Consider the following 25,198-nt stretch of genomic DNA (forward strand, 5'->3'; position numbering starts at 1 on the left):
TCCATGCCCTCCATCGAGTTCCGCGAGGTCTGCCGCGACTTCGGCAGCAAGGGCGGGGGATTTCTGGCCCTGGACAATGTGAGCCTCACCATCGAGGACGGCGAGTTCGTCACCGTCGTCGGCCCCTCGGGCTGCGGCAAGAGCACCATGCTCAACATCGCGGCCGGCCTCCTGGATGCCACTGGCGGCTCGGTGACGGTCGACGGCGAAGAGGTACGTGGCCCCGGCCCGGAGCGGGGTGTCATCTTCCAGCAGTACGCGCTCTTCCCGTGGATGACCGTCACCGAGAACGTCGAGTTCGGCCTGAAGGTCGCCGGTGTCGGCCGGGCCGAACGACAAGCCACAGCCAGGCAGGTGATCGACATGGTGGGCCTGGGCGACTTCGCCGACGCCCTGCCCAAGACGCTGTCCGGCGGCATGAAGCAGCGGTGCGCCATCGCCCGGGCGTACGCCGTGGATCCCAAGGTCCTCCTCATGGACGAGCCTTTCGGCGCACTGGACGCCCTCACCCGGGTCCGCATGCAGGATTCGCTGCTGGAGACTTGGAGCCGTGACCGCCGCACGGTCATGTTCATCACCCATGATGTCGACGAGGCGGTCTACCTCGCCGGCCGAGTCGTGGTCATGGCCGCCCGCCCCGGACGTGTCCACCGGATCATCCCCGTCGACCTGCCGTATCCCCGCACCGAGGAGATGCGCCTGTCCGCCGAGTTCGCCGGCCTGCGGCGACAGGTCTGGAATGCCGTCTACCACCAGCCGACCATCCTCGAAGGAACCTCCTCATGAAGCGCAGGACCGCCGGCCTGTGGGCCGCTGCCGCTGTTCTCGCCCTTGTCGCATCCGCCGCCGGCTGCAGTTCCGAGCCCTCCTCGTCCTCAGGCCGGACCACCTCTGTCACCTTCGGCTACATCGCGGACTACAGTGGCTCGGCCGCCCTCGCGGTCGCCGCCAAGCAAGGCCTTTGGCAGAAGGCAGGACTGAGTCCCGACCTCAAGGTGTTCACCAACGGCCCGCTGCAGGTCCAGGCGCTCGGCGCAGGCAACCTCGACTTCGGCTACCTCGGCCCTGGCGCCCTGTGGCTACCGGCCTCCGGCAAGGCAAAGATCGTCGCAGTCAACATGCTCGGCCAGGCCGACCGCGTCATCGCCCGCCCTGGCACCGGCATCACCAAGCCCGCCGACCTCAAGAACAAGAAGGTCGCCGTGGCCGAGGGCACTTCCGGCGACATGATTCTCAACCTGGCGCTCGACCAGGCCGGACTGAAACCGTCCGACATCACCCGGGTCACCATGGACCCGAGCACCGTCGTCACGGCCTTCTCCTCCGGCCAAGTCGACGCGGCGGCCATCTGGTATCCGCTGATCGACACCATCAAGAAGCGGGTCCCCGATCTGACCGAGGTCAGTCGTACCGAGGACTACTACCCGGAGCTGACGTTCCCCAACGTCTTCGTGACCCAGCCCGACTTGCCCGACAAGAACCCGGCGCTGGTCCGCAAGGTCACCTCCGTGCTGCGGCAGGCGAACGACTGGATCGCCGCCCATCCGGAGGAATCCGAGAAGGTCACCGCCAACTTCCTCAAGCTGCCCGCCGATCAGCTCGCCGGCTCCACCAAGTACGTGAAGCTGCTCTCCTCCGAGGAGCTGACCGACCTGACCGCCAACGGCACTGTCGATGGCTGGTTCAACGGCCTGACCGACGTCTTCACGAACATGGGCAAGCTCAAGTCACCCGCCGACGCGAAGGACTACTACGTGGGTGACCTCTACAAGGCGGCAGGTGCGGCAGCCGGACCGCCGCAGTGACCTCACCGGCGGCCCCGGGCCCGCCGGTCCGCCCCGTGCCGCCACGTGCCGCGGAGAAAGGATTCCGCGATGCCCGACATCATCCCGCCGGGCACGCCCCTGCCCTTGGCCGGCGGCGGCGCGTGCTGCGGCCCGCACCACAAGCCTGCCAGGTCGGACACTTCGATCTCCGCCGCCGTGCCGGCGCAAGCGACGGGCACACTCCCTTTCCTCGTTCCCGTACGGAAGCGCGAGGAGATCCTGCAAGGTATGGTCGCCATCCCCGGCGGCCCCTTCTGGATGGGCGGTAACGACCCCGACGCCATCCCCGGCGACGGCGAGGGCCCGGTGCGGCAGGTGACGCTACGTCCCTTCCACATCGACGCGACCGCCGTCTCCAACATCGAGTTCGCCGACTTCGTCAAGGCTACCGGGTACGTGACGGAGGCCGAGCACTTCGAGTGGTCGTACGTCTTCGCCGGCTTCGTCCCTCCCGACGCCCACAAGCACGTCATCAACGGCAGCGTCCCCGGCGCACCGTGGTGGCGCGCCGTGCGCGGCGCCTGCTGGCTGGCCCCGGAAGGGCCCGGCTCCTCGATCGACGACCGTCAGGGCCACCCCGTGGTGCACATCTCCTGGCACGACGCCGCCGCCTACGCCGCCTGGGCCGGAAAGCGGCTGCCCACCGAGGCCGAATGGGAGCGGGCCGCGCGCGGGGGGCTCGAGCGCAGACGTTTTCCCTGGGGCGACGAGCTCACGCCCCAAGGCCAGCACCTCTGCAACATCTGGCAGGGCGACTTCCCCCACGGCAACAACGCCGAGGACGGCTACCTCTCAACCGCCCCCGCCAACGCCTTTCCCCCCAACGGCTACGGACTCCACAACATGACCGGCAACGTATGGGAGTGGTGCCTCGACTGGTTCAGCCCCGACTGGCACGCCGCCAATACCCCGGAAACCCGCATCGCCCCGACCGGCCCGTCCAACGGCATCACCCGGGTGATGCGCGGCGGCTCCCACATGTGCCACCCCTCCTACTGCAACCGCTACCGGGTCGCCGCCCGCACCTCCAACGCCCCCGACAGCTCCGCCGGTCACACCGGATTCCGCTGCGTCTATTCCGGCTGACCGCGTCCGCCCCGACGCTCCCCCGCCCCAAGAGTGAAGGCACCGCCATCGGATCGGTGGCGGTGCCTTCACCTGTCCGTGCGGACCGGGCCCCGGCCCAGCCCGCACGGAGCGTCAGATCAGTTGCAGGCGCGCTCGGGTTTGAGAGAGAGGTCGGCTGTGGTCGCCTTGCTCGGCTTGATCTCGGCCGATGCGGTCTGCGACGCCCAGCCTTCCTTGGACGCGGTCAACTTGAGCGGGTTGTTCCTGACGTCGAGCCAGAGCGCGTAATGACCGTTCTTGTCGGTCTTCAGCGTGTAACTCGCCGCATTCTTCGAGGTGATCTGCACGGCTGCTCCGGCCAGCGGCGCCGACGTGCCGGTGCAGTCGACTCCGGTGACCGTCCCGGTGATTTTTCCCCAGGTCTTGGGCGGTTTCACCGTGAGCGTTACCGGCACCGGCGCGATCCCGTACGGGGTCTTCGCGCTGATCAGGAGCTGCGCGGTGAACGTGCCCGGCTGGGTGATCTCGGCGATGTCCGCGTTGAAGCTCACGGGGACGTCAACGCTCTCGCCCGGCTGCAGTGTCACGCCGGTCTTGCCCACTGAGAGCCAGGAGACATCAGTTGTGTCAGCGCACTGGTCAAAGCCGGGCAGCAGCTCCGAGTTCGTGACGGCGACGAAGTTTCCGGTAGTACCTCCGATCTTGTAGAAGCCGCAGGCGGAGCCGGCGCGGTAGAGAGTTCTGACGGAGTTGGGCAGCGCGGTCCAGGTATTGGATCCCGGGTCGTAGGTGTAGCCCCTGTTGGTGATCGTGCTGGAGTCGTTGGTCACGCCACCGGACACGAGGAGCTTGCCGCCTGGCGCCGAGTAGCCCATCGCCCACAGGTCGATCGGCAGGTCGGCGACGGGAGTCCAGCTGTCGGACGCCGGGTCGTAGCTGTAGGCGTGCTTGGTGGTGGACCTGCCCGACATCCCGCCCGCGCAGTACAGCTTGTTCGCGATGGCGCCGCAGCCGAGCCAGGCAATGGACTCCGGGTAGGCCTTGCTCGAACTCCAGGAGTCTGACGCCGGGTCGTAGACCTGCACATCCGTCCTGCCGCAGTCGTTGGCCGCGCAGCCGCCGACGATGTAGATCTTGCCGCCCAGCACGGTCACGGCGGCGCCGGCGGACGGTTTCGGGTTGTCGGCGCCCGTGGACCAGGTGCCGGTCAGCGGGTCGTAGATCTCGGTCTTGGCCACCGGATTCGAGTCCGCGCCCCAACCCCCGAAGACGTAGAGCTTGCCGCCGTAGGCGGCCGCCTGCGGCGCCTCACGGGCGACGCTCAGGTTCGGCAGGGCACTCCACGCCTGGGCGCCCGGGGCGTAGACGTAGGCCTTGCTGAGCATATGCTTGCCGTCGACTCCCCCGACCGAGTAGACCTTGCCGTTGATGGTCGCCACAGCGTTGTCCATGATCGGCACGGGGTAGTCGGCCACCGTTGTCCACGGCGCCGCGTACGGCGTCACCGAGGACTTGGCGGCCGCCGGCTGCGTGGTCTTGCCGGGCCGGAACCGCAGGGGACTGTAATCTCCCTTCAGCTCCTGCAGCGGAGCACCCTTGGCTGCCGCGGCGGGCTTGTAGACGCCCGGCAGCTCATCGAACTTGGCGGTCACCGGGGCGGTTCCGGTGTTCTTCACGGTCATGGTGGAGCTGCCCCGGCCCTGCCAGTCGACGGTCTTGCTGAGCTGGGCCGGGCTGACCGCGATCCGGGGTGCGGGCAGGGCGACCGTGCCGTCGGTTGCCTGGTCGGGGGCGACGTTGAGAGTGATGTCCTGCGGGCTGTAGAAGTTCCCCACCGTGGCGGTGAACTTGTGCTCCCCGCTGAGCGAGGAGAACATCCAGTAGAAGCCGTCGCCCAGGTTCGGGTCGTTCGGCGTCGCCGCCGAGGTCGTCTTCTCCGCGGGCTTGTCGGCCGACGTCACCGTGGCGCCGTTGAGCCCGGCCCCGGTGTTCTTGTCGGTCACCTGGCCGACGACCAGGCCGCCGTCCACCGGGTCACAGGTGCGGTCGCCGATGAAGACGTCGTCAACCTGCCACCACCACCCCCACTTGGCGGTGAGGTGGAACCGTACCTGGACGTCGGCCTTGCCGGCAGCCTGGGGCAGGTCCACCACCTCGGTCCGCGGCCCCCGGGTGCTGTCCTTGGTGTGGTGCCAGACGTTGGTCCACGTCTGGCCGCCGTCGACGCTGAGATCGACGTCCCCGGTCTGGCCGAACGAGAAGCCGTAGTAGTCGGTGCGGAAGACCAGGGAAGGGTGGGTTCGCTGACTGAAGTCCATGACCGGGCTGATCAGCGACGTGTCCTGGGAGTTTCCGTAACCGTAGTTGCTGCTGTCGACGATGGCGAAGCTGCCGGACCCGCCGGTCTTGTTGCCGCGCTTGCGGGGATCGTTGAACACCCAGGTCTGGCCGTTGCCCACCTTGTCATCAACGGTCCAGCCCGACGGCGTGGTGAAGTTGTTGAACGACTCGCTGGTACCGGCGTAGCGGTAGCCGTATCCGGGCGCGCTGCAGGTCATCGGGTCGACCGATGCATTGACGTCATGCGTCAGATCCGTCGAACCCACCTGAACATCCTGAGAGCCCTGCTTGTAGCCCGGATACAACGGGTCGACCTGCAGAGTGTAGGTGGCCCCGGCGGGCACGCTCAGGGTGTACTTCCCTGTCTTGGGGTCGGTGTAGGCGACCGATGTCGGCTCGTCCTTGACCTGTACGGTCGCATACAACGGCCAGCCCTGGCCGGAACCGTCATGGACCGTGCCCACGACGTCGACAAGCGGCTTCGCGGTCAGCGCGAAGTCTTCGGTCGTCGTCTTCCCATCAGCGATCGCGACACCCGGCACGGTCTTGCCGGCGTACCCGAACTTGCTCGCGCTGACGTCATACGTTCCCGGTGGCACGGTCAGGGTGAAGTGCCCCTGCCCGTCCGTCATCGCCGTGACGTCACCCACGGTGACCTTGGCCGCCGCCAGCGGAGCCGTGCCGTCGGTGACGGTGCCCGTGACAGTGCCGTTCGGCCCGGAACGGAACGCGGCGAGCCCGTTCGGAGTGCCGAGACCGGTCGGCCCGTCATAACCCGGCGCGCCCCTGCACAGATACGCCGACGTGCAACTGCCGTTGCTCCCGGAGGTCACATCGTTGAGCGCGGACGGCTGGGCGTACGGGTAGGAGTTCGGGGCCGTACCCGTCGCCGGAATCCCGGCCAGCGCGTAGACCGAGGCGATGATCGGGGCGGACGCGCTGGTGCCGCCGAAGACCTGCCAGCCACCGTGGTAGACCGCGACACCGGTGTTCGGGTCGGCGACGGCGGACACATCCGCGACCGTACGGCGGGCGCAGTCGGTGTCCTTCTGGAACGACGGCTTGGACGCATAATCCGAGCAGCCACTGCCCGCGCCTCTCCACACCGCCTCGGTCCAACCGCGGGTGGTGGAGGTGTCCTTGGCCAGCGAGGTGCCGCCGACCGCCGTCACATTCGGCGATGAGGACGGATATGAGACGCCGTAACCGAAGTCGCCGGTGCTGACGGTGATCGCGACGCCGGGGTGGTTGAAGTAGGCGTCGTCGGCCTGGGTTTGATCGGAACCTTCTCTGCCGCCGTAGCTGTTGGAGACGAACTTGGCTCCCTGGGCCACCGCCTGGTTCACGGCCGCACCCAAGTTGTCCAGGTTGCTGTCGTCGGCCTCGACCAGCAGGATCTTGCAGGTCGGGCAGGCCGCGCTGACCATGTCGATGTCGAGGGCGATCTCCGCGGCCCACCCGGAGTCCGGCGACGGATAGTTCGTGCCGCCGCGCTGGTCGATCTTCTTGAAGCAGCCGTTGGCCGTGGTACACGGCGCAAGCCCGTACTGTTGACGGTAAACAGCCAGGTCCGCCTCGGCGTTCGGGTTGTCGTAGGCGTCGACGATGGCGACCGTCTCAGTGGATCCGGGCGCGGGCAGTTTGTACGCGCTCCGCAGGTCGGCCGGACCGAACCCGAGGGGAGCGGCATCGCGCTGCAGGCCCTTCGTCGCGGTGACATCGGTGCGGACCATCGAAAGGCAGGACATCTCGCCGGCTTTCGACGGCTTGCCGCACACCTGCTTGGTGGGGTGCTGGCCAGGCGAAGTCGAGTCGGCGGCCTTCGTGGCCGGGACAGGATTCTTGGCGGAGGGAGCGGAGGTTGAGGCCGCGGCCGGCACAACGATCAGTGTGAGTGCGGCGACGGCAAGCGCCACGATCAGCGCGCAGAGGCGTCCGGCCGTCGTGGTTGACGCGACCGGACGCGATCTGAGGCGGGTTGATTGCGCGGACGGGGGATGAGACATGTACAGCTCTCCTATGGGGTGCATGCGACCCCAAGTCGTGAATTCTTGAGCAGGGCAGATCTCGGCTCAGTCGCACTTCTTCAACCGCGACTCCCTTCCGCGGCCAAGCGTGCTGCAGTGACGGGATTGCGCGGACCTTACGGCCAGCGGCACAGCTCCGTCATCGGTCGAACGTCGGGATGATCCCGGCGCGAGCCCGACGAATGTCGAATCGCGTCGAGTCATCGCCCCCGGAAACGTGCGTGCGTACGGGATCTCGGTCGTGCCAGGATGACGTCGGAAAGTGAGGTCTCGTGGACGAGTTGAGGCAATTTCGCCTGGCGCTGGCCGCGTGGGCGGCCGGCGGATCGGAGGCGGGTGCGGCCGCCTCGGTGGCACGGGAGCTGGGCGGCGGTGTGCGGACAATCGTGCTCGTCGAGGGGAACAGTGATCAGGTCGCGCTCGAAGCGCTGGCCACGCGCTACGGCCGCGACCTCGGTGCAGAAACGTCGCGGTAGTACCGCTCGGAGGTGCGACGAACATCGGGCGTTTCCTGGACGTGTGCGGCCCTCCAGGGCTCGGCCTCCCGCTGGCCGGTCTCTGTGACATCGGCGAGGAGCGGCATTTCCGGCGTCATCTTGAGCGGGTCGGGCTCGGTTCCGGTCTCATGCACGCCGAACTGGAGACACTCGGGTTCCATGTGTGCGTCGCCGACCTGGAGGACGAGCTGATCCGCGCTGTCGGGGCCGAGGGCGTGCAGCAGGTGATCGAGGCCCAGGGCGAGATGCGCCCCTTCCACACCTTCCAGGGCCAGCCGGCACAGCGGGAACGGCCCGTGGAACACCAGCTGCGGCGCTTCATGGGAACGCACAGCGGTCGCAAGGCGCTCTACGCGCAGGCACTGGTCGCGCACCTGGACCTCAAGCGCGTTCCCCGGCCGCTGGAGCGCCTCCTCACCCACGTCTGATAATCCGACGTCAACGCCGGCGTACGGCCCCCGCCAGAGAGCACAGGCACTGCGTCATCACGAACTCTGCCTCCAGCGGGCCGAGTCCGCTATTGCCCCACCCTGCCGTCAACGCATTCGCGCAGCAGGTCGGCGTGTCCACAGTGGCGGGCGTACTCCTGTGTACCCAAAACTCGCGGATGGAGGTGTTGTCGTGATCCACGCGCGCACCCAGATCCGAATGTTCGGCCAGCGCAGCGTCGGTTGCCGCCCGTTCGCGGGCGAGACCGGCGAACGCGCTCTCGACCAGCCTCAGGGCAAGGCCACTACCGACACCAGTGGCAGCCAGCAGGAGTCCACGTCTACTTTCACTCCGGATCTCCCGCGTGACTCTGCTCTATGGTCGGCAGCCTCTTGGCCGGGGCATCGAATCACTGAACCGTTCTCCTGGCGGCGGTTACCCCGTGCGCCGCGCCGTGCGGGCGGTCGCGTACCCATGGTGGTGGCGTTGAGTGTCGCGGTAGTCGGCATCCTGGTGGGCAGGAGCAGAACTCGCCCCGGAAGCATGACAGTTGTGCTACGAGTTCTCCGCCAGCCTCTCCCAGTGGTCGGCGAGCTCCTGCAGCGTGGCCATGAACGGTGCACGCTCCGTCTCGTCGAAGGACTCCAGGAGGACTTTGTCGAGCGCCCGTGCCCGGTCACGGGCCCCACGGAGGGCCTCGCTGCCCGCGTCGGTGAGGTAGAGCAGCTTGCGGCGGCCGTCGGCGGCATCGGGGCGGCGGGCAAGCAGGCAGCGGTTCTCCAGTCGGCGGGCCACATCGGCCATGGTGGATGTGTCGAGGGACACGGCAGCGGCCATGGAGCGCTGGTCGCGACCCGGGTTGGCTTCGACCGCCTGCAGTACCGCGAACTGCGGGCCGGTCAGCACCGGATCCACGTCGCGCGCCCATACCGCGAGATATGCCTGGTAGAGACGGCGGACTTGATAGCCGGGCGCGGCGGTCAGAGCAGCGGGTATCTCCGGCGTGGTCTCGGCTGTTGGGATCTGGTCGGTCATAGGGCCTACTTAAGCACGCACGGCCTGGACCGAGCGACAGCGGCAGTGGTCGGAATGCGGCGGGAGAGCCCCTCGGTCAACGGCCGAAACCGTGGTGAATCGACCCCGTCCGCTCGGTCAGCCGGAGTCCGCTGCCGCCGCTCTTGAGGGCGATGATCTCGGCCGCGATGGATACGGCGGTCTCCTCCGGGGTCCGGGCGCCCAGGTCGAGGCCGATCGGGCTGGACAGCCGTTTCAGCTCGGTCTCGGTCAGCCTTGCCTCCATGAGCCGGTTCCACCGGTCCCGGTGGGTGCGTCGGGAACCCATCGCGCCGATGAAGCCGACGTCCGGCAGGCGCAGCGCAACCTGCAGCAGGGGGATGTCGAACTTGTGGTCGTGGGTCAGCACGCAGATCACGGTGCGCCCATCGATCCGCCCGGCTTCCGCCTCGGCCTGGAGGTATCGGTGCGGCCACTCGACCACGACCTCGTCGGCGCCGGACAGCCGGTCGGCGGTGGCGAACACCGGGCGCGCGTCGCACACCGTGACTCGGTAGCCGAGGAACGAGCCCATGCGGGCCAGGGCGGCCGCGAAGTCGATGGCACCGAAGACGATCATCCGGGGTGGCGGTGCGAAGGACTCGACGAACACCTCCAGCCCGTCGCCGGACACGTCCGGGTCCTCGCTGTCCTCGCTACGGCACGGCCCGTCTGTACCGTAGCGCAGTACACCGGTCCGACCGGCGTCGAGCAGGCCACGGGCGTCCTGGCACAGGATGCCGTCCAGCCGGTCCGAGCCGGTCCCGCCCGCCACCCGGTCCGGCCAGACGACCAGTCGGCGACCGAGGCGTTCCCGTGGCCCGACAATCACGGTGGCAACGGCGACCGGCCGCCTGGCCCGCACCGCCGCGGCCACCTCCCCCAGTTGGGGGAACGTCTCCGGATCGACCTTCTCCACGAACACGTCGAGCGTGCCGCCGCAGGTCAGCCCGACCGCGAAGGCATCGGTGTCGGACACCCCGTACCGCTGGAGCACTGGACGAGCTCCGGCAAGGACCTCCTGGCCCAGGTCGTAGACGGCGCTTTCGACGCAGCCGCCCGAGACGCTGCCGACCGCTTCCGCGGCCGGGCCCACCAGCATCGAAGCACCCGGCCGACGGGGAGCGGAGCGGTGCGTGGCCACCACGGTGGCCAACGCCGACGCCTTGCCTTCGGCCCACCAGGACATCAGCGGATCCAGCACGTCACGCATGGGTCACTCCCTTTGGTACCCGACCGCACTCCGGTCTTAGCCCGTGGTCGAGCCGGTCACCCGCCCGCTGAGCAGGCTTCCGGCGCCCGGCACGACGGGGGGCAGGCCGAGCTCCGTCAGGATGCTGAACGCCGTCGACGTGGCCGCCGACAGCACGGGCAATCCGGCTTCGTCCTCCACCGGCTGGATCGACGCGAGGGACGGCATCTGCACGCACGCCGACAGCACCAGGGCGTCTGCCCGGCGCAGGTCGAGGCGCCGCCAGTGCTCGCGCAGATCGGCGGGGTCGAGGCGGGCGACCGCCAGGTTGTCGGGCACTTCGAGGCTGAGCGCGTCGACCACCTCGACGCCGGCGTCCTCGATGTAGGCAACGACCCGGGCGGTCAGTTCCTTCATGTACGGCGTGATGACGGCGACCCGCCTGGCGCCGAGAGCACTGATGCCGCTGAGCAGGGCACCGGCACTGGAGACCACTGGAGCCTTGGCGCCTTCGGCGCGCAGCGCGGAGGTGATCTCGGCCTCCGCCACGCAGTGGTGGCCCGGTCCCTGGGCCATGATGGCGACCAGACAGGCGGTGGCGACGACGTCGGGTCGGGCATCGGCCAGTTCGAGGGCGGCCCGCTCGGTCTGCGCGTTCATTCCGCGCAGCTCCTCGGGGGTGACATGCTTCATCCGCATTCTGCTGCTGTGGAACACGAAGCGGTCATCGGGTTCGACGGCCTCGCGGGCGTTCAGCATGCGCGGCAGTTCGGCTTCCATCGTCAGGTTGGAGCTGGGCACTATCAGGCCGATGTGATGGTCCGTCATGGGGTGGGGTCCTCCGGTTGAGTGTGCGGCGTCGTCACTCGGACGTGGCCCGCCGTCACGGCGTGGGTGGGGCTTGTGGCTCGGCAGGCAACGTTCGCCCCGTTGCCTGCCGCGGCATCAGGGCCAGTGCGAGGCCGGGACAAGGATGGTGCTCAGAGCCGTACGCAGGGCCGTGAGAGCGGTCGCCGGGGCGTCCCAGAAGATCATGTGCCCGGCTCCGGGGACCTGGTGCAGCGAGGCCGACGCCTTGCTCACGGTGGCCTCCTGCACCCCCGCGTCGGTCACGACCGGGCTGTCGGCGCCGTACATCAGGTGCGCGGGCTCGGGTACACGCGGCCACCAGTCGAAGAAGTCCTCGTGCTCGAATCCGTGGTGCGTGGCCGCGATGGCCTCCTCGGCGCAGCTGGACAGCCAGCGCGCCCGCAGTTCCTGCTCGCGCCTCGGCCAGTCGGGCCAGGAGAGGGCTACCTCATCGGCATCTGTGCCACGCCGGGCCTCGGACAGCTGCCGAAGGAAAGCGTCCAGACCGGTGGGGTACGGTCCGCGGCTCGGGCCGCTCATCGGCGGTTCGGCCAGGACCGTCCCCCGTAGGACCACCTTGGCCCGCACCGCGACGACGGCTGCGATCCGCGCGCCCATGGAGTGGCCGAGCAGCAACGGCCGTTCGAGTCCCAGTCCGGTGATGAGAGCTTCGGTGTCCTTGGCGTAGTCCTCCAGCCCATAGCCCTCGCCGTCGTCCGACAGTCCGCGGCCGCGTACGTCCAGCACCACGGGTCTGACCAGATCGGTCAGTTCACGGGCGACGAAGTCCATGGTGATCGCGGGGCTGGTGATGCCGGGAAGGACGACCAGCGGGGGCAGGTCGCCGCCGTAGTCGAGAGCATGCAGCCGAAGGCCGCCGGAACGGACCCATCTGCTGGTGGCGGGCGTGGCGGCGAGGTCGGCGAGTCCGGACTGCAGGACCGATCGCTGGGACACAGGATTCCTCCTCAAGAGTGTGCGCGTCGGGTGGTACGGGGGGGCGGTCGGCCCGGACAGGGAGCTGACGTAGCCGATGGCGTCGTCGAGACTGATGACGTCGCCGTACTTGGCCTGGATGTCGAAGAGCGCCGCCTCGGCTGGTCCGTCGGCCCGGTCGCCGACGCAGGCCTGGGGTACCAGCACCGGGAAGCCTGACTGGACGGCATCTACAGCGGTGGCCCGTACGCAGCCGCTGGTCGTGGCACCACACACCACGACGGTGTCGCAGCCGAGTGCGGTCAGGGTGGCGCCGAGGTGGGTGCCGAAGAACGCGGAGGCTCCCTTTTTCACCACCAGCAGGTCGTGTCCGGGCCGCATGGGCAGTCGGGGGTCGATGGCCACCGCGTCGCTGCCCTCGACCAGTTCGCGCAGCCCCGGTGCCTTGCGCAGCCAGGCGATCGAATCGCCGGACGACTCGGCCTCGGTGTAGGCAATGGCAGTGAAGATCACCGGTACTTCGGCCGGGCGTGCCGCCTCGATCAGGCGGGTGGTCGCGACCACGACACCGGTCAGGTCGGCGCCCGAGGGATACGAGTCCTCGGTGAAGCCCCGGGTCAGGTCCACCACGACGATCGCCGGACGGCTGCCACGCCGGACCGGGGCGCCGAAACCGGCCTTCGTGTAGGTGTGATCGGTGCTGGCACCGTAGATTCCCCTGCTCATCGGCCCCTGCCCAGGAGTCGGCCCTGGAAGAACCCGAAGAGGAAAGCGGCGGCGACCGGCCCGTACTTCTTCAGCAGCGGGCCGGCGATCAGCGACAGCCCGTTCAGCTCGGCGGAGGGCGTGGCGGCCCTGGCGGCGGATGTACCGGGAGCCGTGCCGGCCACGGGTGCGGACGGGCTGGGAGGTGCGGCCGCGGTGGCCGGGAGAACCATCGCATCACCCTGGGCGAGGAGGAGGTCTCCGAGGTTCCGGGCGAACTGCTGGAGGATCTGGTCCGACACGGTGGCGATGGCGCCCTTGCCGAACTGGGCGATCTTGCCACGGATCACCAGGTCGGTGGTGAGGTTCAGTTGCGCACCGTCCGAGGCCGGGAGCACCTCCACACGGACCTCGGCCTCGGCGTCGCCGCTGCCGTGCGTGTCCGCGCCACTGGCGTGGACACGCAGGTACCGCTTCTCGGCGTCGACCTCCAGGAAGCGCACGCTGCCGGCGTAGGCGGCCGTGATCGGGCCCACCTTGACCTTCACGGCACCGCGCCAGGCATCTTTGTCACGGCCCGTGAGAGTGGCGCCCGGCATGCAGGACGCCACTCGTTGCACGTCGCTGATCAGGGCGAACACCGCGTCGGGCGCGGCTTTGACGTGGACGGTGTTGATCAGTTGCATGATGTCTCCTCGGTGCCCGCGGCCCGCTGGGCGCGCCGGGCGGTCGCGCAGGCGTCGATCGCCTCGACGATGGTCTGGTAGCCGGTGCACCGGCACAGGTTCGCGGCGACGACCTCCCGGATCTCCTCCTTGGTTGCCTCGGGCCGCTCCGTAAGGAAGCCCTGGGCGAGCATCAGGAAGCCGGGGGTGCAGAAGCCGCACTGCAGGCCGTGGTGTTCGGTGAAAGCCCGCTGCAGATCGTCGAGTTCGCCGGTGCCGGGGTCGGCAAGGGACTCGACGGTGGTGATCTGCGTTCCCTCCGCCTGTGCGGCGAACATCAGGCAGGCCCTCACCGGGAGCCCGTCGACGAGCACGGTGCATGCTCCGCAGATGCCGTGCTCGCAGCCGACGTGGGTACCGGTCAGCCGCAGGTTGTGGCGGAGCACGTCCACCAGGGTGCGGCGCGGCGAGGTGATCACTTCGCACGACGTGCCGTTCACGTCGAGGGTGAGGAGCTGGACGTCGTCGCCCAGGCTGTCGGTGTCGTTCATGGTGTCTGCTCCAGTGCGGGCGAGGTCAGGGCGCGGTGGACCGTCTCCGGTGTGATGGGGGTGTTGTCCAGTTCGACGCCGGTGGCGCGCAGCGCGTCGTTGACGGCGTTGAGTACGGCGGCCGGGGCCCCGATGGTGCCGCCCTCCCCGGCTCCCTTGGCCCCGGTCTCGGTGAAGGCGCACGGGGTCTCCAGGTGGTGGATGGTGACATCGGGGATCTCGTGGGCGGTGGGGACCTTGTAGTCCATGAAGCTGGTGGCCGACGGCTCGCCCTGCCCGTCGTAGGTCACCTGCTCGAAGAGCGCCCCTGCGATGCCCTGGGCGATGCCGCCCCGGCACTGGCCTTCCACGACCTGCGGATTGATCGCCACACCGCAGTCCTCGACGCAGACGTACGCGAGGATCTCCACCTGGCCGGTGCCCTCGTGCAGTTCGACGACGACGCCGTGGGTGGCGTTGGAGAAGGTGCCGTCGTTGAAGACGTCGAAGGCGGCGGTGGCGGTGAGGCCGGGGTCGATGTCCTTGGGCAGCAGGTGGGATTTGAGGTACGCGGTTTCGGCCAGGTGCTCGTGGGTCAGTACTGCGTCCGGGTCATCGCGGCGGCGCACCCCGCCCCGGTCCAATTCGGTCTCTTCCGGGGGGATGCCCCACTCGGCGGCGGCAATCGCGCGGAGCTTGTCGCCCAGCTTGGCCGCAGCCAGGCGCACGGCACTGCCGCCGACGGTGATCGAACGGCTGGCGAAGGTGCCCCAACCGTAGGTGATGCGATCGGTGTCGCCCTGGTGGAGTTTGACCTTGGCGATGTCGACATGGAGCGCGTCGGCGACGATCTGCGCCATGGTCGTCTCGTGGCTCTGCCCGTGGCTGATCGTTCCGCTGGTGACGGTGACCGCGCCGCTGGTGTCCATGCGGACCTCGGCGAGGTCGAACCCGGGGACGACCTCCATCTTGCGCGCCGCGAAGGCGGTGGAGCCGTAGCCGGTGCGTTCGCTGAAGCAGCTGTAGCCGATGCCGATGTGTCGTCCTTCGGCTCGGGCGGCGGCCTGCCGGCCGTACCAGCCCGCCTCCTTCAGTGCCTGCTCGCACAGGTTGAGGGATTCGAGGTAGGAACCGGGGTCGTAGGTGATCTTGTTGACGCCGGTGTACGGGAACTCGGTGATGATGTTGCGGCGTCGGATCTCGACCGGGTCCAGGCCCAGTTCGCGGGCGGCGCTTTCCATGAGCCGCTCGACGACCATCACGTATTGCGGGCGACTCACGCCCCGATAGGGGGCGGTGGGCGCCTTGTTGGTGGTGATGGCCCGGCCGCGTACCCGGTAGGCGGGGACCTTGTAGACGCCGGGCATCTCGGCGGAGGCCATCAACGGCTCGATGCCGGCTGTGAACGGGTAGCAGGAGTAGGCGCCCATGTCGCACACCACGTCCGCGTCGAGGCCGAGGATCCGACCGTCGACGTCGAAGGCGGCGCGTGCGGTGTAGTGCTGTTCGCGGGCGAGGAAGGACGCGGACAGGGCGTCCTTGCGGTCCTCGATCCACTTGACGGGTCGACGCAGTCGTAGAGCAGCCGCCGCGGTGGCGATCTCCTCGCGGCCGACCACGCACTTGAGGCCGAATCCGCCGCCCATGTCGGGGACGATCACGCGCACCGCGCGCTCGTCGAGCCGCAGACAGCGCGAGGCGACGGTGCGCACCTGGTGCGGGACCTGGGTGCAGGTGTGCAGGACGAGCTGTTCCTCGCGGCCATCCCAGTGCGCGACCGCCCCGCGGGTCTCGAGCGGCAACGCGTTCTGCCGGCCGGTCCTCGCCTCCACGCGGACGACGCAGGGGGCGTTGTCGAAGATCTCGTCGATGCCCTCGGTGGCGAACAGGGAGACGTCGACAAGGGTGTTGTGCGTGGCCTCCTCGTGCACCAGCGGGGCGCCGGGGGCAAGGGCCTGATCCTCACAGGTGACGGGTGTGAGGGTCTCGTACGTCACCTTGGCCGCCTCCAGGCCGTCCTCGGCGGCGTAGGGGTCAACGGCGACGACGATGGCGATGGGCTCGCCGACGTAACGGACCCGGTCGCGGGCAAGGACGGGCATCGCAGTGGGCACGAACTCGGTGAGCGGGCGTCCGAGTTGGGCTGTGATGTCGCCCAGGTCGAGGTCCTTGGCGGTGAACGCGGCGACGACACCGGGCACTTGGCGCACCTGAGTGAGATCGACCTCGGTGAGCACCGCGTGGGCGACCGTGCTGCGGACGAACTGGGCGTGCAGCATGCCGGGCAGTTCGACGTCGTCGACGAAACGGCCGTGCCCGGTCAGCAGTCGGGGATCCTCGCGGCGGGCCACCGCCCTGCCGACCAGTCGGTCGTCCTTGGCGGATTTCACCGGGACATCGCCTCCTCACAGGCGCGCTCGACCAAAGTGCGGATCAGGTGCTTGCGGTACTGGGTGCTGCCATTGGCGTCTCCCGGAGGGTCCACGGCTGCCGCTGCCGCCTCCGCGCAGTCACGGAAGGAGCCGCCGGCGGCCAGCACCGCCTCCGCCTCCTGGACCCGTACCGGCTTCGCGGCCACACCGCCGAGGGCAACTCGACCGCCGTGGACGGCCCGGCCGTCGGAGTCCAGGTCGACGGCGGCCGACACGATGGCGAAGTCCCCGCGGCGCTCGGCGAACTCAGTGAGCGCCGCGTGAGGCGCGGGACGCGGGAAGACGATCTCGACAAGGATCTCGTCGGCGTCCAAAGCGGTCGTGTAGTAGCCGAAGAAGAACTCCCGGGCCCGAATGCGGCGTTGGCCGCGCAAACTCTGGGCCACGAACTCGGCGTCCAGCAGTACGGCGAGCAGACACCACTCGGCGGTCGAGTCGCCGTGGGCCATACTGCCGCCGACCGTGCCACGGGTACGGATCGGCACATGGCCGATCCACGCCATGGCGTCGCGGATGATGTCGAAACCCGCTCCCAGCTTGTGCGGCGGGGAGATCTCCACCGTGTGATGAGTGGTGAGCGCCCCGATGCGCAGCTCACCTTCGGCGCCGACCCCGAGATGATCGAGCTCACGTAGGCAGCCGATGTCGACCAGGTGGGCCGGGCGGGCCAGCCGGAAGTTCATCATTGCGACCAGGCTCTGGCCGCCGGCGATGACCTTGGCGTCTTCGCCCAGTTCGGCGAGGAGCGCTGTGGTGTCCTCGACGTCGCGCGCCCGGTGGTAGCGGAAGGGAGCCGGCTTCATGTCTCTCCTGTCGTACGGAGTCGGCGGGCAAAGTGTGCCCGGTCAGTCGGTGCGCGCCCTCAGAGCACCGATTGATCGGATGCCGGTACCGGGACCGGTCGGGCTCCCGGAGCGTCCTCGGTGCCGCCGTCCAGTGCCCGTCCCTTCGTCTCGGGAGCTGCGACCGCCATCCAGACGACGGCCCCCACCACAGTCAGAGCCAGCACCGCGAAGGTCAGCGGCAGCCCCAGCAGCGGCCACATGACCGAGCCGAACAGCAGCGGTGCGAAGCCGGTGAGCACCCGACTGAAGGACGACGCCCAGCCGAAACCGCTGGCCCGCAGCAGCGTCGGGTACAACTCGGACACGTAGGCGTACAGGGCCGGGATGGCCAGCTGCATCAGGAAACCGAAGACCGCTATGGCCACCACGGATCCTGTCGGCATGTCCAACAGGAGCGCGAACGTGACCAGCGCCAGGGAGGCCAACGGGGCCGTGACACCGATGAGCCACTTCCGGCCGACCAGGTCCACCAGCACGGTGGACGTCAGGACACCGATGATGCCGACGCCACTCATCAGCGTGGTGCTCATGAAGGCGGCCGTGTCGCCCAGGCCTTCCGTCTTGAGGATCGACGGCATCCAGCTCAGCGCCGCGTAGTACACCAGCATGACGGTTGCGAACAGCAGCCAGGCGGCGGAGGTGATCCGTGGGCTGAACTTCCAGACGTCTCGGAGCTGTTCGAGGGCCGCTCTGGGTCCAGTGGCCCCGGCGTCCTCGACAGGGGCAGGTATGACATACGGCTCGACCGGCGCTCCGGTGCGGGCCACCAGATCATCGATGACGGCACGTGCCTCGGTCTCCCTGCCCTTCTTGCTGAGGTAGACCGGCGACTCGGGGACGCCTCGGCGTACCCAGAACAGCAGCAGTGCCGGGACGGTCATAGTGGTGAGCATCCATCGCCAGTTGTTGTCGAGTGTCAGCATGGCCGTCGACACCAGACCGCACAGCGTCACACCGACCGGCCACCACGCGTCCAGCGCGGTAAGGACACGCCCGCGGTACTTCTTCGGGGAGAACTCCGCCACCAGTGCGTAGTCGACGGGGATACATCCGCCGAGTCCGACGCCGGCCACGAAGCGCAGGGCCAGGAAGACCGAGTAGCTCGGGGCGAGGGCGCTGACCACGGAGAAGAGCGCGAAGATCAGCAGCGTGATACTGAACGCCTTCTTGCGGCCGATGCGGTCCGCGACGGCGCCCCAGGCCACCGCGCCCACGGCCATGCCGATCAGGTTGGAGGTGGCGACGAGGCCGCGCTCGGAGAGCGTGAGATCGAAGTGCCCACCCAGCAGCGGCATGAGGAAGCCGTTGAGGGCGATGTCGTAGGCGTCGAACAGGTAGCCGAGGCCGCCGATGATGAAAATCTTGCCTTGGACTCCCCATCTCCAGGGGAGGTCCTGAACAATCTGGTCGCCTGTTTTCACGTTCACTCCACGGGTGTTGGAGGGGGACGCGCCCGCGCGGAGCGGACACCGGGGGTACCAGGGCTGGGGAGCGGGCAAGCGCAGGCTGGTTCCGTCAGCGGGCGAAGCGGTAGTCGTAGGCACCCAGGTCCGGGTCGTTGAGCGGTGTGCCGCTCCACAGCCAGTGGTAGGAGACGTCGGACTCGCCGTCGAAGCCGCGCCTGAGCAGGTCGTCCCGGGCCTCCTGCTGGGTGCCGTCCGGGTAGTGGTAAAAGGTCTTGTTCTGCAAAGACGCCTCCTGGACCATGCCTGCGTGCTTGGCGCGCCGGTCGGCGTAGCGGCGCAGCGCGGCCTCTATGCCGTCGGCGGTGACGCGGCCCAGTTCCTCGGCGAGGACGGCGGCATCCTCCATGGCCTGGGAGGCGCCCTGGGCCTGGTAAGGCAGCATGGCGTGGCAGGCGTCCCCCATGAGGGCCGCACGGCCGTCCACCCAGACCGGGTCGCGGCGGCGGTGGTAGAGGGCGAAGGCCAGGACGTCGTCCTTGGCCTTCGACAGCAACGCCGCGACGCGGTCGTCCCAGTCGGAGTACGCGTTCACGAGCGTGTCGGCATCGACGGTGACGGTCCACTTCTCGGCGACCTCGTCCGTGCACGGGACACAACCGACGACGTTGAGGTACTCGCCGCCGCGGATCATGTAGTGGACCAGGTGCCGGCCGGGGCCGTACCAGATGGTGCTCTGGAACCGGTCCATCAGGAAACGGGTCGCCGGGTCCGCGGCGATGAGGTCGCCGGGGATCAGGGCTCGGAAGGCCATCTCCCCTGAGAACTCCAGGGTGTCCGGCAGGCCCATGAGGTCGCGGACGCGGGAACGGATGCCGTCGGCGCCGATCACTACGTCGGCTGCGAAGCGCCGGCCGCCCTCGGTCACCGCGATCGGGCGGCGGGGATCGCTGCGGTCCAGTTCGACGACCCGGCAGGCCGTGCGCAGTTCGACGACGGGTCCGGGTCCGGCCGGATCGATGCAGGCGTCCGTGAGGACTTGATGCAGATCGGCGCGGTGGTAGTGCCAGTACGGCGCGTTGTAACGCTTCTTGCAGAAGTCACCGAGCTCGGTCAACCCGACGATGCTGCCGTCCTTCCACCTCCGCCGCACCTGGTCCTGGGGCTCGGTGCGGATGGCCTCGAGTTGCTTGCGCAGCCCCAGTCCGAGCAGGATCCGACTTGCGTTGGGTGCCGTCTGGATGCCGGCACCGATCTCGCCGAACTGCGGTGCCTGCTCCAACACGGTGACTCTCAGGCCTCGTTGCCGTAGCGACAGCGCGGCGGTCATCCCGCCGAGCCCGCCTCCGACGATGACGACTTCGAACGATTGAGTAGATCGCATGTGTTCTCTCCAGATGCAGGTGCGGCAAGAGGTGTCAGAAGTCGACGAGTCGGCCCGCGGTGACGACCTCCTGGCCGTCGACAGAGACGGTGCAGCCACGCATGGCGATGTCGAGATGCGCGTACGACTCACGGCCGAGCACGGGGTGCGGGCCGGTGGACCACAGGAAGTTCCCGGCGAACGCCCGCGCGTCCATGCCCATCAGCTCTTCCTTGCCGTACAGGGCGGTGGCGAACCAGTCGGCGGTCCGCATCAGGCCCCAGCCCATGTGGGACAGGCTCCGCGCCCACTGGTCGTTCGCGTCCTCGAAGAACGTGTTCAGCAGCCGGGCCTCGGCTCCCCCGGAAACCTTCTCAATGTGTCCGCCCGCGATCTCCAAGGTGACCGGCTGACGCACGTACTCCTTGAACGGCAGCAGGATGTCGCCCTCTGCCAGCACAATCCTGCCGTCGGAGAGTCGCGGCCAGCACAGCACCATGGTGCTCGGCCAGTGGTCCCAGCGACCCGGGTCGTCGGCGAAGCCCACTTGGAACTCAGGCTTGGAGCCCGGCAGTTCGACGACAAGGTCAGTGCCTCCCTCGGATGTCACCCGCATGACGGATGCACTCTTCAACAGCTCCACACCCTTGAGGACCTCCGCCTTGTCCTCCTCCTTGGGCAGGTTCCGGATGAGGACGTCCGGGGCGTCACAGACGAAGAGGATGCGGGTGCCCGCCCGCAGGATCTCCTGCTGCAGGGGGGCATGGATGAAGCCCTCCCGCGTGAGATCCACGACCAGGTCGGCCGCCTTGAGCAGCTCCTGCGCTGTGGAGTCGTCCAGCACCGCAGTCAGGCCGGGCCCGGCGCCGGTGCGGGTGCTGTCCGCGGGGGACGGGTTGCCGCCGGGGACGGTGGCGGCGATGACGTGCGCGCCGCAGGCTTTCGCCGCACCGAACGCGGCCGCCACGTAGTCACCGCGACTGGTCGGCTCGGACAGGACGACGACGTGCTCGTCGGGCCGGAGCTTGCACAGCTTCAGCTCGCGGGTGAACGCGTCGAGCAGATCAACGGAGGTGAGGTCGAGCATGTCTCGCTCCTAAGCGATGGACGGGAAACGGTGATCGAACGGCCCGGGCGTGCGAGTGAGGGGGCCTGGATCCAGCCATGCGGACAGATGTCGACGCCTTGGTTGCAGTGCTCTGGAACGCCGCTGACGGAATTAATCCGAGCACGTACGATCTCGCCCCGACAAGAGGCTGGCGTCGACATTGATACGACCCTTCATGGTGATTTACATCACACTGCGGTGCCATACTGGCCTGACCTGGACTTTCTCGCGTATCCATCCCGTCCCCTCGGATGTCACATGTGACCGGGCGTTGAATGAAACGGGCACGGAACCTTGCGTGAAGGGAGTCATACATGCTCGGATCTCATTCATCCGCATCCGGACTATGTGCCCAGGGTGTCTTCCGATGGCTGGTTCCCGCCGTGCATGCTGCCTCTGAGGAGGGCCCCGATGTCATCTCCCGCTTCCACGAAGCGAACTGTCGCCGCGGTGCCGCCCCCGCGTTCACCTCAAGCAGTTCATCCCTGGCTGGCCCTACTCCTTCGTGGCTGCGCTGGAGACGGGGCGCACGGAGTGCGTTGGCCCGGGGGCGGCGCTGCCAGGGAAGGGAGTGGCTGTGGCGGGGCGTCGGCAACAACATCTCCGTCCATGGACCCCTCTCCGGCCCCGGCGGGGGGTTACCCGAAGTGCCTTCTCCTCCCCCGCAGCCATAGCGTTGCTTTTCATTACTTGTCGACAAGTACCAAGCCAGCCAAGGCATTTGAACCAAAGTGAGCTACCAAAACCCATTTTGGCCGGTCGGGTTGCCTCAACCGTCTCGCGCATGGTGCGCTACTGGCACGTCCTCGGAAGAACTGGAACTGCTCGTGATGGCCACTCAGCTCGTCCCGGCCTCAAGAAGAACCGGGTGCAGCGGCCGACCGGCTGACTGGCCGGAGGGCGGCACTGGAGGCCGAAGCTGGCCGAATTCGTGCTCAGGAAGCGGCCGAGGCATGTGTTGGCCGTGGTCGGTCTAAGCCGCTGACGGCCATCTCGACCGGATCAGGCGACGCTCGGTGAACACAGGAGCAGGAGAGGGCTCCCAGCCCCTCCCACCAACGCATCGGGGGCCCTCCGAAGAGAGCCCCTGGCCTACGGAAACATCCGACATTGTTGTCGGGACGACAGGATTTGAACCTGCGACCCCTTGACCCCCAGTCAAGTGCGCTACCAAGCTGCGCCACGTCCCGATGCGATTCCCCCCGGTGTTACCGGGCGGCTGCGCAGGACAAACATTACCTCACTCCGAGGACCGGATCGACGCCCGTGCCTGGTGGGCGCGGTTTGCCAGGGATTCGGCGCCGCACGCCGTGGCCAGTTTATGGGCTCTGGCGAGTTCGCGCGGGGAACGGACCGCGATGCCGTAGTCGACGAGGGCCAGGGCGTGTTCGTACGCGGACGGGGACGCCTCCAAGTGGCGGACCGACTCGGCCAGCAGATGCGTGGCGTCCTCGGGACGGGCGAAGAGGGCAGCACAGCGCAGGGCCTCACCGATCGCGGTGTCCGTACCGAAGCGTTCGGCGTGCACCTGGGCCGAGGTGGCGAGTTGGGCGGCGCGGCCCGGGTCCTCCTCGGCCAGTGCGCGGGCGAGATCGCCGGCCCAGGGAGCCCAGACGCCGTTGAACCTGCCGCGGGGTTCGAGGGCCTGACCGGCCGCTTCGAGTTCGGTGACCGCTTCCTTCGTACGGCCTTCGGCCAGCAGCAGACGTCCTCGTACGCACGGCGCGTCGGGCAGCACCATCGCGCTGGGGTAGGGCGATCCGAAGTCGTAACGGTCAGCGATTTCGCGGGCCTCGGTGACACGGCCTCGGGCGACCAATGTGTCGATCAGAAGGCAGGCCGCGTCCCAGTGGACGGGAAGTCCGCTGCCGACACGGTCGGCGAGGCGCAGTCCTTCGCGGAGGAAGCCCTCGGCCTCCGCCAGTCGGCCGCGACGGCGGTGGACCAGCCCGAGCAGGGTGTGTGCGAACGCGAGATGTGCGCCGCTCCAGCCTGAGATCTCGAAGGCTCGGACGGCCTCGCCGAAGAGCTCCTCGGCCCGGTCGAGATGGTCCGTGAAGGCATAGGTGATGCCGACGAGGGTCGGGAGTTCGAAGCCCCACTCGGTGTCGGTCCAGCCGAGCCCTCGGGCGGGGTGGCCGTCGACCAGGGCGCGTTCGCAGAGGTCGACGATGAGCTGGGAGTTCTCGCCGCGCATCATGGCGTCGAAGGCTCGGATGGTGAGCAGGGCACGCTCGGCATTGTCACGGCCGGAAAGATGATCGGCGTTCCGGGCGAGCCGACCGGAGCGGGCGGGTCCGTCGTCCTCGGCGGCCTGCATGCCCTCCCAGAGGAAGTGGGCGGCCTGGAGCCGCATCAGGCCTGGGCCGGGGGCGGTGCGTGCGGCCTCGGCTGCGAGTGCGTGTGCCGCTTCCTTCAGCTGGTTGTTGTGGGAATGCGCGGCCGCGAGCCGGTAGGTGGCGTCTACCCGCTGGTCGTCGGAGAGTCCGGGCATCTCGAGGGCGGCCCGCAGATGCTGGACGGTGGTGGCCGGGGAGCTGAGCAGCGTGGCGCAGCCCAGTTCGTACAGCAGGGTGGCGTTGACCCGTTGGTGCGGTGGTTCCTGCAGGGCGCGTTCGAGACAGCGGCGGGCGGCCTCCGGGGCACCGACCGCGAGGTGCGCTCTGGCTGCTTCGCGGAGCTGTTCGACCAGTTCCTGGTCGTCGTCGGGGTGCACTTCGAGTAGGTGGCGGGAGGCCGCGGCGGGGCCGAGTCCCGCACGGGTGACCGCCCAGGCGGCCTGGCCGTGCATGGCGGTGCGGGTGGCCGGTGGGATGGAGCGGTAGACCGCGGTGGCGATCAGCGGGTGGACGAACTCCAGCGGGTCGAAGCCGGTGACGATGCGGGCTTCGCGCAGCCGCGCCGTACAGTCGGCGGCCTCGGCGGGGCTCATTCCGGCGAGGCTGGCTGCGAGATCCTGCGAGATGTCCGTACCGAGGACGGCGGCGGCCCAGGCGAACCGGTTGGCGCTGGTACCGAGCCGTTCTAGCCGGGCGACGAGTCCGCTGCCGCGGGCCGACGCGCCGAGTTCGCGCAGCAGCCCGGCCGACTCCTCCAGGGGCGCCAGTTCGCGGTCCTGGACCTTGGCGACGAGTTCGACCGCCTCGTAGGGGTTGCCGCCGGTGACGGCCCACACCTCTCGGCAGAACGGGTCGTCGGCGTGTTCGCCGAGGCCTGCACGGACCAGTTCCGCGGTGGCGACCGGGGTGAGGGCGCGCAGCGCGACCGGGAGCTGGGCGGGGTGGGCGCTGCCCGGTCCGCTCTCCTTCTGCCGCGCTGCCAGTTCTTCCGGCCGGTGGGCCTGGACGACCAGGACGGGCAGTTCGCCGAGGCGCGCGGTGAACGAGGCGAGCCAGGCGAGGGATTCGCCGTCCGCCCAGTGTGCGTCGTCGATGATGAGCATCGGCGGACGGTGGCTCAGCCGGGATGCGAGCTGGGAGACGATCCAGTCGAGGCCGTCCCGCACACCCTGCGGATCGGGCTGGGGGCCGCTCGGTTCGGCGAGTCCGAGTGCGGGCGCGGCGATCTCGTACCAGGCCCCGAAGAGGGCCCGCACCTCGTCGGGCGGGAACTGGTCGAGGGCGGGCTGCAGCAGTTGGCGTACGACGTGGAACGGCACGGACGTGACCGTTTCGCCGCCGCGTGCGGACAAGACCGTGCAGCGGTCTGCGGCCATCGTCCGGATCTCGGCGAGCAGTGCTGTCTTGCCGATGCCTGCCTCGCCGCTGAAGATCAGCAGCCCGCCGGCTGCCTGGGCGCCGCAGAGGGTTTCCACGGCTTGTGCGGCAGCGGCGAGTTCCGGTTCGCGCTCGTACAGCGGCCGGGACTGCTTCATTCCTACCCTCCCCAAAGTGGTGCGGATGACTGTCGACACTAGTCGTGCGCGGGGGT

At 68.7% G+C, this 25,198-nt stretch carries 16 protein-coding genes, 1 tRNA gene and 2 pseudogenes; 4 read left to right on the forward strand and 15 right to left on the reverse strand.

What is annotated here, in order from left to right; genetic code table 11:
- Positions 1-3 precede the first annotated feature (3 nt).
- The 3 genes from ABT115_RS10125 to ABT115_RS10135 all read left to right on the forward strand — a co-directional run bounded on the left by ABT115_RS10125 (position 4) and on the right by ABT115_RS10135 (position 2,912).
- Positions 4-786 (forward strand): ABC transporter ATP-binding protein, encoded by a 783-nt coding sequence (locus ABT115_RS10125; RefSeq protein WP_351786305.1) that lies wholly within the window; start codon positions 4-6, stop codon positions 784-786.
- Positions 783-1,805 carry an aliphatic sulfonate ABC transporter substrate-binding protein gene (locus ABT115_RS10130; protein WP_351786307.1) on the forward strand — a complete coding sequence of 341 codons (1,023 nt, stop codon included), beginning with the start codon at positions 783-785 and terminating at the stop codon, positions 1,803-1,805. Before ABT115_RS10125 ends, ABT115_RS10130 begins: the two co-directional genes overlap by 4 nt.
- 165 nt (positions 1,806-1,970) lie before the next feature.
- Positions 1,971-2,912 (forward strand): formylglycine-generating enzyme family protein, encoded by a 942-nt coding sequence (locus tag ABT115_RS10135; RefSeq protein ID WP_502969064.1) that lies wholly within the window; start codon positions 1,971-1,973, stop codon positions 2,910-2,912.
- 119 nt (positions 2,913-3,031) lie between these two features.
- Here the strand turns inward: ABT115_RS10135 and ABT115_RS10140 are convergent, their stop codons facing one another.
- Positions 3,032-7,240 carry a carboxypeptidase regulatory-like domain-containing protein gene (locus ABT115_RS10140; protein ID WP_351786310.1) on the reverse strand — a complete coding sequence of 1,403 codons (4,209 nt, stop codon included), beginning with the start codon at positions 7,238-7,240 and terminating at the stop codon, positions 3,032-3,034.
- Between the two features lie 293 nt (positions 7,241-7,533).
- On the opposite strand from ABT115_RS10140, the pseudogene ABT115_RS10145 reads away from it, so the two are divergent.
- Positions 7,534-8,186: pseudogene (locus ABT115_RS10145) on the forward strand (TOPRIM nucleotidyl transferase/hydrolase domain-containing protein).
- A gap of 89 nt (positions 8,187-8,275) precedes the next feature.
- Here the strand turns inward: ABT115_RS10145 and ABT115_RS10150 are convergent.
- From ABT115_RS10150 to ABT115_RS10220, 14 genes and pseudogenes are all read right to left on the reverse strand, one after another.
- Positions 8,276-8,475 (reverse strand): annotated as a pseudogene (locus ABT115_RS10150) (mycothiol transferase); the annotation flags it as partial.
- Between the two features lie 267 nt (positions 8,476-8,742).
- On the reverse strand, positions 8,743-9,222 hold the full coding sequence (locus ABT115_RS10155) for a MarR family winged helix-turn-helix transcriptional regulator (protein ID WP_351786312.1): 480 nt from the start codon (positions 9,220-9,222) through the stop codon (positions 8,743-8,745).
- A 76-nt stretch (positions 9,223-9,298) separates the two neighbouring features.
- Positions 9,299-10,453 (reverse strand): XdhC family protein, encoded by a 1,155-nt coding sequence (locus tag ABT115_RS10160; RefSeq protein WP_351786315.1) that lies wholly within the window; start codon positions 10,451-10,453, stop codon positions 9,299-9,301.
- 36 nt (positions 10,454-10,489) lie between these two features.
- Positions 10,490-11,260: a maleate cis-trans isomerase family protein gene (locus ABT115_RS10165; RefSeq protein WP_351786318.1), complete on the reverse strand. Its 771-nt coding sequence runs from the start codon at positions 11,258-11,260 to the stop codon at positions 10,490-10,492.
- Positions 11,261-11,377: 117 nt separating this feature from the next.
- On the reverse strand, positions 11,378-12,943 hold the full coding sequence (locus ABT115_RS30865; RefSeq protein ID WP_502969058.1) for an isochorismatase family protein: 1,566 nt from the start codon (positions 12,941-12,943) through the stop codon (positions 11,378-11,380).
- On the reverse strand, positions 12,940-13,608 hold the full coding sequence (locus tag ABT115_RS10180; protein WP_351786320.1) for an SRPBCC family protein: 669 nt from the start codon (positions 13,606-13,608) through the stop codon (positions 12,940-12,942). Before ABT115_RS10180 ends, ABT115_RS30865 begins: the two co-directional genes overlap by 4 nt.
- Positions 13,599-14,138 (reverse strand): (2Fe-2S)-binding protein, encoded by a 540-nt coding sequence (locus tag ABT115_RS10185; protein WP_351786322.1) that lies wholly within the window; start codon positions 14,136-14,138, stop codon positions 13,599-13,601. The genes ABT115_RS10180 and ABT115_RS10185 overlap by 10 nt, the downstream gene beginning before the upstream one ends.
- On the reverse strand, positions 14,135-16,507 hold the full coding sequence (locus ABT115_RS10190; RefSeq protein ID WP_351786324.1) for a xanthine dehydrogenase family protein molybdopterin-binding subunit: 2,373 nt from the start codon (positions 16,505-16,507) through the stop codon (positions 14,135-14,137). The genes ABT115_RS10185 and ABT115_RS10190 overlap by 4 nt, the downstream gene beginning before the upstream one ends.
- The gene (locus tag ABT115_RS10195) at positions 16,504-17,352 is read right to left on the reverse strand and encodes an FAD binding domain-containing protein (RefSeq protein WP_351786327.1); all 849 of its coding nucleotides are present in this window, start codon (positions 17,350-17,352) and stop codon (positions 16,504-16,506) included. The genes ABT115_RS10190 and ABT115_RS10195 overlap by 4 nt, the downstream gene beginning before the upstream one ends.
- Positions 17,353-17,411: 59 nt before the next feature.
- Positions 17,412-18,815: an MFS transporter gene (locus ABT115_RS10200; RefSeq protein ID WP_351786331.1), complete on the reverse strand. Its 1,404-nt coding sequence runs from the start codon at positions 18,813-18,815 to the stop codon at positions 17,412-17,414.
- Positions 18,816-18,909: 94 nt separating this feature from the next.
- Positions 18,910-20,181 carry an FAD-dependent oxidoreductase gene (locus ABT115_RS10205; protein WP_351786334.1) on the reverse strand — a complete coding sequence of 424 codons (1,272 nt, stop codon included), beginning with the start codon at positions 20,179-20,181 and terminating at the stop codon, positions 18,910-18,912.
- A 34-nt stretch (positions 20,182-20,215) separates the two neighbouring features.
- The gene (locus ABT115_RS10210) at positions 20,216-21,247 is read right to left on the reverse strand and encodes a 2,5-dihydroxypyridine 5,6-dioxygenase NicX family protein (RefSeq protein WP_351786336.1); all 1,032 of its coding nucleotides are present in this window, start codon (positions 21,245-21,247) and stop codon (positions 20,216-20,218) included.
- A gap of 1,137 nt (positions 21,248-22,384) precedes the next feature.
- Positions 22,385-22,458 (reverse strand) — tRNA-Pro (locus tag ABT115_RS10215).
- Positions 22,459-22,508: 50 nt separating this feature from the next.
- On the reverse strand, positions 22,509-25,142 hold the full coding sequence (locus ABT115_RS10220) for an ATP-binding protein (RefSeq protein ID WP_351786338.1): 2,634 nt from the start codon (positions 25,140-25,142) through the stop codon (positions 22,509-22,511).
- Positions 25,143-25,198: the final 56 nt, after the last annotated feature.

The organism is Streptomyces sp. NPDC001832, from assembly GCF_040297265.1.
In the GTDB taxonomy this organism is placed as follows: domain Bacteria; phylum Actinomycetota; class Actinomycetes; order Streptomycetales; family Streptomycetaceae; genus Streptomyces.

What these genes read in the sequence shown, in the direction of transcription:
- ABT115_RS10125 (WP_351786305.1), top strand. Translation starts at nt 4, where the DNA reads ATGCCCTCCATCGAGTTCCGCGAGGTCTGCCGCGACTTCGGCAGCAAG.
- ABT115_RS10130 (WP_351786307.1), top strand. Translation starts at nt 783, where the DNA reads ATGAAGCGCAGGACCGCCGGCCTGTGGGCCGCTGCCGCTGTTCTCGCC.
- ABT115_RS10140 (WP_351786310.1), bottom strand. Translation starts at nt 7,240, where the DNA reads ATGTCTCATCCCCCGTCCGCGCAATCAACCCGCCTCAGATCGCGTCCG.
- ABT115_RS10155 (WP_351786312.1), bottom strand. Translation starts at nt 9,222, where the DNA reads ATGACCGACCAGATCCCAACAGCCGAGACCACGCCGGAGATACCCGCT.
- ABT115_RS10160 (WP_351786315.1), bottom strand. Translation starts at nt 10,453, where the DNA reads ATGCGTGACGTGCTGGATCCGCTGATGTCCTGGTGGGCCGAAGGCAAG.
- ABT115_RS10165 (WP_351786318.1), bottom strand. Translation starts at nt 11,260, where the DNA reads ATGACGGACCATCACATCGGCCTGATAGTGCCCAGCTCCAACCTGACG.
- ABT115_RS30865 (WP_502969058.1), bottom strand. Translation starts at nt 12,943, where the DNA reads ATGAGCAGGGGAATCTACGGTGCCAGCACCGATCACACCTACACGAAG.
- ABT115_RS10180 (WP_351786320.1), bottom strand. Translation starts at nt 13,608, where the DNA reads ATGCAACTGATCAACACCGTCCACGTCAAAGCCGCGCCCGACGCGGTG.
- ABT115_RS10185 (WP_351786322.1), bottom strand. Translation starts at nt 14,138, where the DNA reads ATGAACGACACCGACAGCCTGGGCGACGACGTCCAGCTCCTCACCCTC.
- ABT115_RS10195 (WP_351786327.1), bottom strand. Translation starts at nt 17,352, where the DNA reads ATGAAGCCGGCTCCCTTCCGCTACCACCGGGCGCGCGACGTCGAGGAC.
- ABT115_RS10205 (WP_351786334.1), bottom strand. Translation starts at nt 20,181, where the DNA reads ATGCGATCTACTCAATCGTTCGAAGTCGTCATCGTCGGAGGCGGGCTC.
- ABT115_RS10210 (WP_351786336.1), bottom strand. Translation starts at nt 21,247, where the DNA reads ATGCTCGACCTCACCTCCGTTGATCTGCTCGACGCGTTCACCCGCGAG.
- ABT115_RS10220 (WP_351786338.1), bottom strand. Translation starts at nt 25,142, where the DNA reads ATGAAGCAGTCCCGGCCGCTGTACGAGCGCGAACCGGAACTCGCCGCT.